2 protein-coding genes are annotated in these 15,578 nt (G+C 65.7%); both read left to right on the top strand.

Features of this window, described 5'->3' with window-relative positions; all coding sequences use genetic code 11:
• Window positions 1-3,292 (top strand): non-ribosomal peptide synthetase (locus FFY45_RS21795; RefSeq protein ID WP_176342029.1); only part of this gene is annotated, 3,292 nt, incomplete at its 5' end.
• On the top strand, window positions 3,279-15,578 hold a 12,300-nt coding region (locus FFY45_RS21790), incomplete at its 3' end, for a non-ribosomal peptide synthetase (protein ID WP_176342028.1). The genes FFY45_RS21795 and FFY45_RS21790, both read left to right, overlap by 14 nt.

Genomic DNA, 15,578 nt, shown 5'->3' with positions numbered 1-15,578 from the left:
CATCCCACCCAACCGCATCACCCCCGAGCTAACCCAACTCACCCCGCAACACCTGCCGCTAGCCGACCTCACCCAGCAAGACATCGACCGCGTGCTGGAACAGGTTCCCGGCGGCCTCACCAACGTCCAGGACATCTACGCACTCTCGCCGTTGCAGGACGGCCTGCTGTTCCATCACCTGCTTGCCACCGATGGCGATCCTTACCTGTTGCGCCTGCGGCTGCGCTTTAACGATCGCGCCGGATTCGACGCCTATCTGACCGCACTGCAAACCGTCATCGACCGCCATGACATCCTGCGCAGTGCGGTGGTGTGGGAGGGCCTGAGCGAACCGGTACAAGTGGTCTATCGCCGCGCAACGCTCGCGATTGACGCACTGGATTGCTGCAGCTTCGATCCACGACAACCGTTCGAAGAGCAACTGGCCACGCGCCCACAACTGCGCCAGTTGGATCTGCGTCGCGCACCGCTGCTGCACGCCAGCGTAGTTGCCGATCCTGATGACCAACGCTGGCATCTTCTGCTGTTGCAACACCATCTGATCGGCGACCACACTACGTTGGAAACCATCCAGTCCGAGATCCAGGCGCTGCAAGCCGGACACGGCGCTGAACTCCCGCCGCCGCAACCGTTTCGCAACCTTGTGGCACAAGCGCGTCTGGGATTGCCGCAAGCCGCGCACGAAGCGTTTTTCCGCGAGCGCCTTGGCGATCTGGATACGCCGTGCGCGCCATTCGGCCTGTTACAGGCGGCCGATACCGCACCCGGCGAACACACGATGGTGCTGGATGCTGCATTGGTGGCACGACTGCGCCAGGCGGCGCAACGACTGGGCGTCAGTCTTGCCAGCGTGTGCCATCTGGCCTGGGGATTGGTCGTGGCCCGCACCAGCGGCTGCACCGACGCGGTATTCGGCAGCGTGCTGTTCGGTCGCATGGGGCAGACCGCCGTTGGCGCACTCGGGCCGTTTATCAATACCCTGCCGCTCCGCATCGCGCTGGCCGAGCCGATCGACGCCGAAGCGGCCGTGCGCCGCACGCATGCCGATCTGGCCGCGTTACTGCGTCACGAACACGCATCGCTGGCACTGGCGCAGCGTTGCAGCGCGGTGCCAGCACCGGCGCCACTGTTCACCGCCTTGTTCAACTACCGGCACAACCGCGACAGCGGTGATGCTGCTCTGCGCGGTGGCGAGGAGCGCACGCACTATCCGATTCATCTGGCCGTGGAAGACGATGGGCATGGCCTGGCGCTGACCGCGCAAGTCTGTGCAGCGCTGAACCCGCAGCGGTTGTGCAGCTATCTGGCCACCGCTCTGAGCGGCCTGGTCGATGCCTTGGAGCATGCGCCGCAAACACCGGTGCAGCGAGTGCCGGTGTTGCCCAAAGCAGAACAGACGCAGGTACTGGAAAGCTTCAATGCCAGCGTCACCGCGTTCGCCCCCGGCATCTGCCTGCACCAGCTGTTCGAAGCGCAGGTGCTGCGCACGCCCGATGCCATCGCGGTGGAACTGGATGCACGCTCGTTGAGTTACGCCCAGTTGGAGGCCCAGGCCAACCAGTTGGCCCATCACCTGCGCAGTCTCGGCGTGGGCCCGGAATGTCGCGTGGCGCTGTGTCTGCAGCGCAGTCCGGAGCTGGTGATCGGCCTGCTCGGCATTCTCAAGGCCGGCGCTGCGTATGTGCCATTGGATCCGGAGTATCCGAGCGAGCGACTGGCCTACATGCTGGCCGACAGCCAACCGCTGGCGGTGCTCTGCGACGGCTATGGCCTGGCAAGAATCCCGCAACTTCCCGAAGTCACTTACTGTCGTCTGGATGCACCAGACCTGCCGTGGAACGCGCAGCCCGCTAGCGCACCGCAGCTGCCCGACCTGCATCCGGACTGCCTGGCTTACGTGATCTACACCTCCGGCTCCACCGGCCAGCCGAAGGGAGTGATGAACGCACATCGTGGCGTGGTCAACCGGCTGCAGTGGCATCAGACCATGTTCCCGCTGGGGCCGCATGATCGGGCGCTGCAGAAGACGCCGTTCGGTTTCGATATCTCGCTGTGGGAGATCTTTTCGCCGCTGCAGGCCGGCGCATGCCTGGTGCTTGCGCGCCCGCAGGGCCATCAGGATCCGCAGTATCTGGCCACGTTGATCCAACAACGCGGCATCACCCAGGCGCACTTCGTGCCGTCGATGCTGCAGCTGTTTCTGGATCAGGCCGAACCTCCATGTTGCCCCAGCCTGCGCTGGCTGCTGTGCAGTGGCGAGGCGCTGAGCGATGCCTTGCAGCGGCGCTGTCTGCAGGCGCTGCCGCATGTTGAATTGCACAACCTCTATGGACCCACCGAGGCGGCGATCGAAGTCAGTCATTGGCAGTGCGATCCGCAGCTGCACCCCGGGCTGGTGCCGATCGGCCGGCCGATCGCCAATACCCGCTTGTACGTGCTCGATACCCATGGCCAGCCGGTGCCGGTCGGCGTGCCCGGCGAGCTGCAGATCGGTGGTGTGCAGGTGGCGCGCGGGTATTGGAATCTGCCTGAGCTCAGTGCCGAGCGCTTCGTCGCCGACGATCATTTCGACGTACACCACGCACGCCGCTACAAGACCGGCGACCTGGCGCGCTGGCTACCCGACGGCAACCTGCAGTACCTGGGACGCAACGATCATCAGGTCAAGATCCGCGGCTTGCGGGTTGAGCTGAGCGAGATCGAATCGCGTCTGCTCGCGGCCCCCGGGGTGCGCGAAGCGGTGGTGCTGGCACGCGAAGACAGCCCGGGCCTGAAGCGGCTGGTGGCCTATCTCACCGCGCTGCCCGATGTCGATGCCGCGGCGTTGCGGCCCGCCACGCTGCGTGCCGCACTCGACCGCGCACTGCCCGAGCACATGCTGCCGTCGGCCTGGGTGGTGCTACCCAAGCTGCCGCTGACCGCCAACGGCAAGCTCGATCGCAAAGCCCTGCCGGCGCCGGAAGGCCAGGCGTTTGCGCTGCGTCCCTATAGCGCACCGACCGGCCCGACCGAATGCCTCGTCGCCGCGCACTGGTGCCGGCTGCTGGGGCTGCCGCAGGTCGGGCGTGACGACGACTTCTTCGCGCTGGGCGGGCAATCGCTGCTGGCGGTGCGCTTGCTGGCGCAGTTGAGCGAACAAGCGCAGGTGCGGTTGCCGCTGTCGGCGGTGTTCGAGTTCCCGACCCTGGCCGCCTTCAGCCGCAGGCTCGCGCTGGCACAGCTGCAACGCCTGGCGCCCGACGCGCTGGCGCAACTGAGTGCACTTACGGAGATGGATCATGTCGCACGATAAGTCCACCGCGCTGGACACTCTGGACACCGACGCACTGGAACGCTTGCTCGCGCTGGCGCAGCAACAGCACCTCGCCCCCGCACGGATGCTGGACACCTTGGTGCCAACCGACCACAGCGGCCTGCTGCCGGCCTCGTTCGCGCAGCAGCGGCTGTGGTTTCTGGAGCAGTTGCATGGCTCCGGCACGAGTTACCTGATGTGCGCCGGGCTACGTCTGCAGGGCACGCTGGACCGCACCGCACTGATCGAAGCACTGCAGGCATTGCTGGCACGCCACGGACCACTGCGCAGCCGCTTTGTGCCCGACGGCGAGCAGGTGCGGATGCAATGGTTGCCGGCCGAGCAGGCACTGCAGCTCAACGAACATGATCTGTCAACGCTTGATGCTGCGCAGGCCGACGCAGCGCTGCAGCACTGGCTGGACCACGAAGCCAGTACGCCGTTCCAACTCGAACAAGGCCCACTGATTCGTTTCCGCCTGCTAAAGCTGGCAGACGATGCACATGTGCTGCTCAGCACGACACATCACAGCGCTTCCGATGCCTGGTCCGAAGCAGTGCTGCAGCGCGAACTGGCTGCGCTTTACAACGCCTTCCACGCACGCCGGCCGAACCCGCTACCGGCGCTTGCGATCGACTATGCCGACTACGCCGCCTGGCAAGGCCAGTGGCTTGGTGCGGGCGAAGGCAAACGCCAGGTCGACTACTGGCGCGCGCAGCTGGCCGATGCACCGACCCTGCTCGACCTGCCGCTGGATCGCCCGCGCCCGCCGCTGGTCACCAGCGATGGCGGCGAACTCAGGTTTGCGTTCGACGCTGAGTTCAGCGATGCGTTGGACACGCTGTCGCGGCGGCACGGCTGCACGCGTTTCATGACCTTGCTGGCCGGCTGGGGCGCGCTGCTGGCGCGGCTGTGCCGGCAATCCAGCGTATTGATCGGCAGTCCGTTCGCCGGCCGTACGCGTGCGGCACTGGAGCCGCTGGTGGGCTTTTTCGTCAACACCTTGCCGGTGCGCGTGGATGTGGGCCTCACCACCGACACCGCCACGCTGCTGGCCCAGGTCCGCCGCAATGTGCTGGCCGCGCAGGACCATCAAGAACTGCCGTTCGAGCAACTGGTCGAACACCTGCAACCGGTGCGCGACGCCGGCTACACCCCGCTGGTGCAGGTGATGTTTGCCTGGGAGGAATCGCACGCTGCACCGGAACAAGGCGCGTGGGCAGCACTCCAACCGCAGCCACTGGCGCTGGCCGAACGCAGCGCAAAATTCGATCTGACCCTGACCCTGGCGGCGACCCCGCAAGGGCTGTGCGGACGGCTCAGCTATGCCACCGCCTTGTTCGATGCATCGACAATCGCGCGGCTGGTGGGCTATTTCGAAGCGCTGCTGCGCGGCATGCTCGATGACGAGCAGCGCGCTCTGGCAACGATCGAACTGCTGTCGCCTGCCGAGCGCCGACAGTTGCTGCACGATCGTAATCAGACCCACATGACGGTACCGGCCGGCAGTGTGGTGCAGTGGTTCGCGGCACAAGCTGCAGCCACACCGGATGCACTTGCGTTGGTGCAAGGCGAACAGCAGCTGAGCTACGCGCAGCTGCAAGCGCAGGCAACACAGCTCGCACGGCATCTGCGCAGGCTCGGCGTGATGCCGGATGCGCGTGTCGCGGTGTGTTTGCGGCGCAGCCCGCAGCAGGTCGTTGGCCTGCTGGCCAGCCTGCTGGCCGGAGCCGCGTATGTGCCGCTGGACCCGGAAGATCCAGGCGAGCGCCTGGCATTCCTGCTCGCCGATTGCCGGCCCAGCGTGTTGCTGGCAGACAGCGCCACGCTGTCGCATTTGATGCCGCCCATCGATCTGCCGATCTGCCGGATGGATGACGCAGTGCCTGCCTGGGCAGAGGCCTCGATGCTGGACGAAGCGCTCGCGCTTGCGCAGCCGCATCATCTGGCCTACGTGATCTACACCTCCGGCTCCACCGGCACACCGAAGGGCGTGATGGTGGAACATCGCGCGCTTGCGAATCTGGTGCACTGGCATCGGCAGAGCTTCGGCCTCACTGCAGGCCAGCACACCGCCGCCACTGCGGCGATAGGCTTCGACGCCAATGCCTGGGAACTGTGGCCGGCCTTGTGCAGCGGCGCCACCTTGCACCTGCCGCCAGCGACCACCGCGCGCGATCCGCAGGCTTTGCTCGACTGGTGGCGACAGCAGCCATTGCACAGCGGTTTTCTGGTCACGCCCATCGCCGAACTGGCGCTGGAACAAGGAGCGCTGCCGCCGTCATTGCAGCAACTGCTGATCGGTGGCGACCAGTTGCGGCGGCTACCGCGGTTGCCGGCCGGCCTGCGCCTGAGCAACAACTACGGGCCCACCGAAACAACGGTCGTGGCCACCTCCGGCCTGCTGGCCGATGGCGATCACCCCGCCGACATCGGCCGGCCGATCGCCAATACCCGCGTGTACCTACTCGACGCCTTCAAGCAGCTGGTGCCGCACGGCTGCGTCGGCGAGTTGTACATCGGCGGGCACGGTGTTGCGCGTGGTTATCTGCATCAGCCGGCGCTAAGCGCGGACCGGTTTATCGACGATCCGTTCGAGCCGGGCGAACGTTGTTACCGCAGCGGCGATCTGGCGCGCTGGCGGGCCGATGGCCGTCTGGAATTTCGCGGGCGCGCCGACGATCAGGTCAAGATCCGCGGCTTCCGCATCGAGCCCGGCGAGATCGCCGCGCGGCTCGCCGCCTGCCCTGGCGTGGCCGAAGCCGCAGTGATTGCCACCGGCAACGGCGCGACAGAAAAACGCCTAGTCGCCTACATCACCGCGCAGCCCGATACTGACGCAGACGTGCTCGCACCGGCCATGCTGCGCGCCGCACTGGCCGCGCAATTGCCCGACTACATGCTGCCGGCCGCGTACGTGCTGCTGGACGCGCTGCCACTGACGGCCAACGGCAAGCTCGATCGCCGCGCCCTGCCCGCCCCCACCGACGACGCCCTGGCCGCGCGTGCGTTCGTCCCGCCACAGGGACCGACCGAATGCGCCATCGCCGCGCATTGGTGCGCATTGCTCGGTGTGCAGCAAGTAGGCCGCGACGATCAGTTCTTTGCGCTTGGCGGACACTCGTTGCTGGCGATCCGCCTGGTCGAACGGCTGCGTGCCGACGGGCTGCATGCGCAAGTACGCAATCTGTTCACCGCGCCCACCCTGGCCGGTTTCGCCGCCAGCCTGCACAGCGACAACAGCGCCGCGCTGGTGGTGCCACCCAACCGCATCACCCCTGAGCTGACCCAGCTCACGCCGCAGCAGTTGCCACTTGCCGAGCTCACCCAGCAGGACATCGATCGCGTGCTCGAACACGTGCCCGGCGGCCTAGCGAACCTGCAGGATCTGTACGCGCTGTCGCCACTGCAGGACGGCCTGCTGTTCCATCACCTGCTCGCGCCCGATGGCGATCCGTATCTGCTGCGCCTGCGCCTGCGCTTTGCCGACCGCGCCGGGCTGGATGCCTATCTGGCCGCACTGCAGCGCGTGATCGATCGCCACGACATCCTGCGCAGCGCAGTGTTGTGGGAAGGCCTGAGCGAACCGGTGCAGGCGGTCTATCGCCATGCATCGTTGCCGGTCGAAGCGTTGGATTGCTCCAGCTTCGATTCACGGCAATCGTTCGAAGAACAGCTCGCCGCGCACCCGCAGCTGCGCCAGCTGGATCTGCGCCGTGCACCGCTGCTGCATGCCAGCGTGGTTGCCGACCCGGACGGTCAACGCTGGCATCTGCTGCTGTTGCAACACCATCTGATCGGCGACCACGCCACGCTGGAGACCATCCAGTCCGAAATCCAGGCTTTGCTGGCTGGGCGCGGCGATGAACTCCCGCCGCCGCAACCGTTCCGCAATCTGGTCGCACAAGCACGCCTGGGACTGCCGCAAGCTGCGCACGAAGCCTTCTTCCGCGCGCGTCTAGGCGATCTGGACACGCCATGTGCGCCGTTCGGTCTGCTCGATGCCACCGGTGCGGTGAGCAGCTGCGAACACGCGTTGCCGCCAGCCCTGAGCGCACGCCTGCGGCAGCTTGCCAGCCAGCACGGCGTCAGTCTGGCCAGCCTGTGCCATCTCGCCTGGGGCCTGGTGGTGGCACGCAGCAGCGGTTGCGCCGAGCCGGTGTTCGGCACCGTGTTGTTCGGCCGCATGGACCAGGCCGATGCCAGCACCCTGGGCCTGTTCATCAACACCTTGCCGTTGCGGCTACGGCTGCAGCAACACACTGGCGTGGCGGCGGCGCTGCAGCACACCCATGCCGAACTGAGCGCACTGCTGCGCCACGAACACGCCTCGCTCGCGCTGGCACAGCGTTGCAGTGCGGTGCCGGCTCCTGCGCCGCTGTTCACCGCGTTGCTCAACTATCGTCACAACGCCGGCTCCAACGCGGTGGCCGCGCCTCCGCAAGACGGCGCCTTGCTGAGCGCCGAGGAACGCACGCATTACCCACTGGCGCTGTCGGTAGGGGACGATGGCCGCACGCTGGAGCTGAGCGCGCAAAGCGTCGCGCCGCTGGCGCCGGAGCGGCTATGCGCCTTCATGGAATCAGCATTGCAGGCGCTGGCCGCTGCGCTGGAGCGATCGCCGGACACAGCGCTGACCCAGCTCGATGTGCTGCCGCCAGACGAACGCCGGCGTGTACTGCACAGCTTCAACCAGACCGACGCGCCCTGCCCCGACGACACCGCGCTGGCCGCACTGTTCGAACGTCAGACACGACGCAACCCGGCCGCCATCGCGGTGGTCGATGGCGCACGCCAGATCGATTACGCCACGCTGGATGCGCAGGCCACTGCGCTGGCCCGGCAGTTGCGCGCTGCCGGCGTCGGCCCCGGTGAGCTGGTGGCCATGTGGCTGCCGCGCAGTGCGGAACTGGTGCTGGCGCAGTTGGCCATTCTGAAAGCCGGTGCCGTCTATGTGCCGCTGGATCCGGATGCGCCGTGGACACGCAGCGCCAGCATTCTCGACGACTGCGCAGCGCGACATCTGCTGCATGCTGCCGGACGCGCGCCGCAAGCCGCACTGGCGGCGACGCTGCAATTGCATGCGGTCGATCTTGATGCCGATGCCGCTGCGGTCACCAGCGTCTCACCACGTCCGGCAAGCGCCGCAGCACTGGCCTATGTGATGTACACCTCCGGCTCCAGCGGCCGGCCCAAAGGTGTGCAGATCACCCAACGTGCAGTGATCAACCTGGCCTGCAATCCGGCCTGCGGCAATTTCATCGAGCAGGACCGCGTTGCCTGGGTCGGCAATCCCGCCTTCGACATCAGTACGCTGGAAGTGTGGGCGCCGCTGCTGCATGGCGCGCGCCTGGTGGTCGTCGATCACGCGCAGACCTTGCAGGCCGACGCGCTGGCACAGCTGCTGCGTCGCGAAGCGGTCAGCGTGCTGCATCTCACCGCAGGTCTGTTTCAGCAGCATGCACGCGCGTTGGGCGATGTCATCGGGCAGCTACGCCTGTTGATGATGGGCGGCGATGCAGTGGATTCGAGCGCCATCGATCACGTGCTGCGCCAGCACCCACCCGGGCAGTTGCTGCATTGCTATGGCCCCACCGAGGCCACCACCTTCGCCACCACCTGCGTGCTGCGCCGGCCGCTGGATGGGAAACGGCCACAGCTGGGACGGCCGATCGGCAATGCCCGCATCTACCTGCTCGATGGCGAACTGCAGCCGGTGCCGATCGGTGTGCCGGGCGAGCTGTGCATCGGTGGCATCGGCGTGGCGCACGGTTATCTCAACCGGCCGCAGCTCACTGCCGAGCGCTTCCTCGCCGACCCGTTCCATCCGGGCGGGCGGATCTACCGTAGCGGCGATCTGGGGCGTTGGCTGGCAGACGGCAGCCTGGAATTTCTCGGCCGTGGCGACCAGCAGGTCAAGATCCGCGGTTTCCGCGTCGAGCCGGGCGAGGTCGAAGCGGCGTTGCGCCAGTGCAGCGGTGTGGCAGAAGCGGCCGTGATCGCACGCGAAGATGGCCCGGCCGGCAACGGCAAGGTGCTGGTGGCTTATGTCACCGCAACGACGAACGCGAAAGACAGCGAGCTTGTTCCTGCAACGCTGCGCGCGGCGTTGGCAATACGGCTGCCCGACTATCTGGTACCCGCCGCGTTCGTGCGTCTGCACAGCCTGCCGTTGACGCGCAACGGCAACCTGGATCGCAACGCGCTGCCGGCACCGGACAACAATGCGTTCGCCACCCACGCCTATCGCGCGCCCGAAGGCGCCACCGAAGTCAGCCTTGCAGGCCTGTGGACCGAGCTGCTGGGGCTGCCGCGCATTGGCCGCGACGACGACTTCTTTGCACTGGGTGGGCACTCGTTGCTGGCGATGCGCTTGAGTGCGCGGGTGCAGGCAAGCTTGGGTCGCCACATGCCGGTGGCGTTGCTGTTCGCGCATCCGATGCTGCATGCGCTGGCACGCGCTCTGGATGCCGGCACCGTGCAGGCGCTGGCACCGATCCAAAGGCATGCACGCAACCAGCGGCTTCCCTTGTCCTTTGCCCAGCAGCGGCTGTGGTTTCTGGATCAGTTACAGGGGCCTGCTGCCACGTATCTGATGCCGCTGGGTCTTCGCCTGCACGGCGCACTGGATCGCGCCGCGCTGATCGCGGCACTGCAAATGTTGCTGGCCAGACACGAGGCGCTGCGCAGCTGTTTCGTGACCAGCGATGGCGACGCGCACGTCGTGCTACTGGAGCCGGAACACGCGTTGGTGCTGACCGAGCACGCGTTGCACGACCTCGGCGCCGACGCCTCCGAAGCGGTCGTGCGGCAGTGGCTGGAACAAGAAGCCCAGACTCCGTTTCAGCTGGATCGGGCGGCACCGATCCGCTTCCGTCTGCTGCAATTGGGCGCAACCGAGCATGTACTGCTGATCACCCAGCACCATAGTTGCTCGGACGGCTGGTCGGTGGGCGTGCTGCTGCAGGAACTTTCCACGCTGTATGCCAGCTGCCGCCACGGCCAACCCGATCCATTGCCGCCGCTACCGATCCAGTATCCGGACTACGCCGCCTGGCAGCGCGAGTGGTTGCAGGGGCCACACCGCCAGCAGCAACTCGACTACTGGCAAGGCCAGCTCGCCCACGCACCGACGCTGCTCGATCTACCGCTGGATCGTCCGCGCCCGTCGCAGCAGGACGGCATCGGCGCAGAGGTCCGCTTCGAACTGGATGCCGAGCTGACGCGCGACCTTGAAGCGTTGTCGCGCAGCCATGGCTGCACCTTGTTCATGACCTTGCTCTCGGCCTGGGGCGCATTGTTGTCGCGGCTGTGTCGCCAGGACTGCGTGCTGGTCGGCATCCCGGTGGCCGGGCGCACACGGGTGGAACTGGAACCGCTGATCGGGTTCTTCGTCAACACGCTGGCGATCCGCTTCGACGCACCTGGCAGCCTGGATGCGACCGCATTGCTGGCACAGATCCGCCAGACCGTGCTGGACGCGCAGGCGCATCAGGACCTGCCGTTCGAACAGGTGGTCGAGGCGCTGCGGCCGCTGCGCAGCACCGCGTATCCACCACTGGTGCAGACGATTTTTTCTTGGGAAGACACGCTGGCAATGACCCAGTGGGATGGACTCACGATCGAGCCGATGCCGGTGGCCAATACCACCGCCAAGTTCGAGCTTGGGCTAACTGTGGGGCCAGCAGGCGATGGGTTGGTCGGCCAGCTCAACTACGCCACCGCGTTGTTCGATATGCGGAGTGCGCAACGTTTCGCCACCCATTTTCAAGACCTACTGCGTGCGATGACCCTGCAGCCGGCTGCCATCGTGGGCCAGGCGCAACTGCTGAAAAGCAGTGAGCGCGATCGCTTGCTGCACGCGTTCAACTGCAGCCACACGCAGTTTCCGCAACGTGGCATGGCAACGTTGTTCGCCGAGCAGGCCGCACGCGCGCCGCAAGCGACTGCGCTGGTGTGCGGCGATACACAGTTGAGTTACGGCGAGTTGGATCTGCAGGCCAATCGTCTAGCACATCATCTGCGTGCACTGGGCGTTGGCCCCGATTGCCTGGTTGCGATCAGCGCTGCGCGCAGCCCCGCGTTGGTGATCGGCTTGCTCGCCATTCTCAAAGCAGGCGGAGCCTATTTGCCATTGGATGCCGAGGTACCGCCGCAGCGACTGCGCGCGTTGCTGGACGATGCTCGCCCGGTGGCTGTGCTTGCAGATGCTCAGTCTCTGCATCGCTTGCCGCTGCCCGATGCGTTGGCGGTGTGTCAGCTGGATCAGATCGATCCTGCCTGGGCAAGCTTGCCCACCACTGCACCTGCTGTGCCTGAGCTACAGCCGCATCACCTGGCCTACGGGCTCTATACCTCCGGCTCTACTGGCACGCCCAAGGGCGTGATGGTCGAGCAGCGCAATGTGGTGCGACTGGTGTGCGCGCCTGACTACGCCGACTGCGATGCGTCGCAATGCTTCCTCCTCGCAGCACCGCTGGCTTTCGATGCTTCAACGTTCGAGCTGTGGGGTGCGCTGCTCAATGGTGCGCGATTGGTGCTTGCACCGCCCAGCCCGCTGAACCTGGACGTGATCTGTGCGCAGGTCCAACAGCATCAGGTCAGCACGTTGTGGCTGACCGCTGGGCTGTTCGAACTGCTTGGCCCTGCGCAACTGGCGCAATTGCGCAGTCTGCGGCAGTTGTTAGCCGGCGGCGATGTGCTGTCGCGAGCGGCTGTCGAGCGTGTCAATCAAGCGTTGCCGCACTGCCAGTTGATCAACGCGTACGGGCCGACCGAGGCAACCACCTTCAGCACCTGTCATCGCTTTGCCAAGGCACCGGCAACTGCAGTGCCGATCGGGCGCCCGATCGCCAGCACGCGGATTTATCTATTGGACGATCAACGCCAATTGGTGCCGATCGGTGTGCCTGGCGAGCTCTACATCGGCGGGCCCGGCGTGGCACGCGGCTATCTCAATCAGCTGGCCCTCACGGAAGAACGCTTTAGCGAAGATCCGTTCGTGCCCGGTGGTCGGTTGTATCGAAGCGGCGATCTGGCGCGTTGGCGCGAGGACGGCAGCCTGGACTTCCTGGGCCGCTGCGATCAGCAGCTGAAAGTGCGCGGCTTCCGCATCGAACCCGGCGAGATTGAAATGGCACTGCGCGGCTGCGCTGGAGTGGCCGACGCGGTGGTGATCGCGCGTCAGCAAGGCGCAGCCGACAAGCAGTTGGTGGCGTATGTCGTTGCAGCGACGAAGCCACAGGAGAGCAGTGACAACGGCATCGACGACGCGTTGGATCCGGCAACGCTGCGTGAGGCGCTAGCCAAGCACCTGCCCGAGCACATGCTGCCATCGGCGTTCGTGCGCTTGCACTGCCTGCCACTCACCGCCAGCGGAAAAGTCGACCGTCGCGCGTTGCCTGCGCCGGATCGCGCTGCAGTCGCAGCGGCCGGCTATGCAACGCCACAAGGCCCTAATGAATATCTGCTGGCCGCGTTATGGAGTGAGCTACTCGGGCTGCCGCATGTTGGCCGGCATGATCACTTCTTCGAACTCGGCGGCCACTCGTTACTGGCCATGCGCGTGTGCGCCCGCCTGCAGACCGCGCTTGCACGGCACGTACCGGTAGCGCTGTTGTTTTCCCACCCGGTGCTATGCGACCTGGCGCTCGCGCTGCAAGACGCTGAGGAGGATGTCTCTACACCGATCCCACGCCTGCCGCGCGATCAGCCATTGCCGCTGTCATTCGCCCAGCAGCGGCTGTGGTTTCTGGATCAGTTGGAAGGCCCCAGCGCGACGTACATCATGCCAATGGGTTTGCGTCTGCACGGCGCGTTGGATCGCGGTGCCCTGCGTGCGGCGCTGCATGCGCTGGTCGCACGGCATGAGGCGTTGCGCAGTTGTTTTCGGCAGAGCCGCGTACCGCACCAAAGCAGCGATATCGCCGATGCCACGCTACCCAGTAGTCTGGTTCCGGCGCCGCGTTCTGCCGAGCAAGCGCATGTCGAAAAGATGCGTAGCGAACAGGTGCATGTCGCGTTACTACCGCCCGAACACGCCTTGGTACTGCACGAGCACCTGCTCACTGACGGCACGCTCACAGATCACTCTGACGCAGACACCGCGCTGCAGCAGTGGATCGCGCATGAGGCCAACACGCCGTTCCAGCTCGATCGCGATGCCCCGATCCGTTTTCGTCTGCTGCAATTGTCGGCCGATGAACATGCGCTGCTGATCACTCAGCATCACAGCGCCTCGGATGGTTGGTCGGTCGGTGTGCTGCTGCACGAACTGGCAGTCCTGTACGTCAGTTGCCTAGGTGGCCTGCCAAACCCTTTACCACCGCTGCCGATCCAGTATCCCGACTACGCCGCCTGGCAGCGCCAGTGGCTGGAAGGAGCGCGCCGTCAGCAGCAAGTCGAGTACTGGCAACGCCAGCTCGCCGACGTACCCACCCTGCTTGATCTGCCGTTGGATCGTCCGCGTCCGCCCCAGCAGGATTTCAGCGGCGCTGAAGTTCCTGTTGCCTTCGACGCCGACCTTGGCCAGGCACTGGAAATGCTGGCGCGCCGCCATGGCTGCACGGTGTTCATGACCGTGCTGGCGGCATGGGGTGCGCTGTTGTCGCGATTGTGCCGGCAGGATTGCGTGTTGGTCGGCATCCCGGTCGCCGGGCGTACGCGCGCCGAGCTGGAGCCGCTGATCGGTTTCTTCGTCAACACGCTGGCGATCCGTTTCGATGCCCCCGCAAGCTTGAGCACTGCTGCGCTGTTGGCGCATGTAAAACAGCACGTACTCGCTGCGCAGGCGCATCAGGATCTGCCATTCGAGCAGGTAGTCCAGGCCGTGCAGCCGGTACGCAGCAGTGCGCATACGCCGCTGGTGCAGACGCTGATGGCATGGGAGCAAGACGCGATTGCTGGCGTGTGGCCCTTTGCTGTCGACGAGCATGCCAATCATCCGGGAACCACGGACGAACCTGGTGAGTCGTCAGAGATGACAAATGACCCTTGGTTCGCGCTGAATCCGCAATCGCTGCAGATTCCGGCCAATGCCGCGCGTTTCGATCTCACCTTGCAATTGCACAGTGGCGGCACTTCAGTCGGGCAGCTCGCCGATGGCAGCCAAGGCGTCAGCATCCACGGCACGCTGAGCTATGCCACCGCAGTCTTCGACGCCGCCACTGCCACCCGCATCGTCGGCTATCTGCACACTCTCCTGCGCGCCATGGTCGCCTACAGTGACGCGCCACTGGACACTGTCGCATTGCTCGATCCACGCGAGCGCCAACAACTGCTGGTCGAGTTCCAGCCCGCGCCGGTGGTCTACCCCGCCACGCTCTTGCACGAGGTGATCGCACAGCAGGTGCAGCGCACTCCACATGCCATCGCCGTCGCGCAAGACGACCAGCAACTTGACTACGCCGCGCTCGAAGCAAAGGCCAATCAGCTGGCTCACCATCTGCGCCAACTGGGCGTCGGCCCCGATGTCTGCGTGGCGATCTGCGCCCAGCGCAGCACGGCGTTGGTAGTCGGCTTGCTCGCCATCCTGAAGGCCGGTGGCGCCTACGTTCCGCTGGATCCGGACTACCCCGCCCAGCGCCTGTCCGACATGCTCGCCGATAGCCAACCGCTTGCCCTGCTCGTCGATGCCCATGCGCGCGATCACGTGTCGCTGTTTGCTACCGATGCACTAGGTTGCGTGTCGCTGCTAAACCCCAACGCAACGGAGCGCCTGCCACCACTCGATACCAATGCACTGGACAGCATGCAGCGTCTGGCAGGGCTGCCCATCTGCGTTCTGGACCACGCCAGCCCACCGTGGGCAACGTTGCCCACCACCGCCCCGCACGTCCCCGAATTACAACCGCATCACCTGGCCTACGTGATCTACACCTCCGGCTCCACTGGCACGCCCAAGGGCGCGATGAACACCCATCGCGGCGTGGTCAATCGGCTGCTGTGGATGCAGGAGGCCTATGCGCTCACCCCAGACGATGTGGTGCTGCAAAAAACGCCGATCAGCTTCGATGTCTCGGTGTGGGAATTGTTTTGGCCGCTGTTGAGTGGCGCGCGTTTGCAGCTGGCGCGTCCTGGTGGACACAAGGATCCGGCTTACCTCGGCGCAACCATCGCTCAAGCCAACGTAACCACAGTGCACTTCGTGCCTTCGATGCTCGACGCCTTTCTGGCGACCGACGCACCGCAGCACTGCAGCGGACTCACCCGCGTGATTTGCAGCGGCGAAGCCTTGCCTGGGCAACTGGTACAGCGCTTCCGCACGCAGCTACCCGGCGTGCAACTG

Origin of the sequence: Xanthomonas hortorum, from assembly GCF_011305375.1 — a bacterium.
GTDB classification, from domain to species: domain Bacteria; phylum Pseudomonadota; class Gammaproteobacteria; order Xanthomonadales; family Xanthomonadaceae; genus Xanthomonas; species Xanthomonas hortorum_E.
This window is presented reverse-complemented; position numbering and strand designations above follow the sequence as displayed.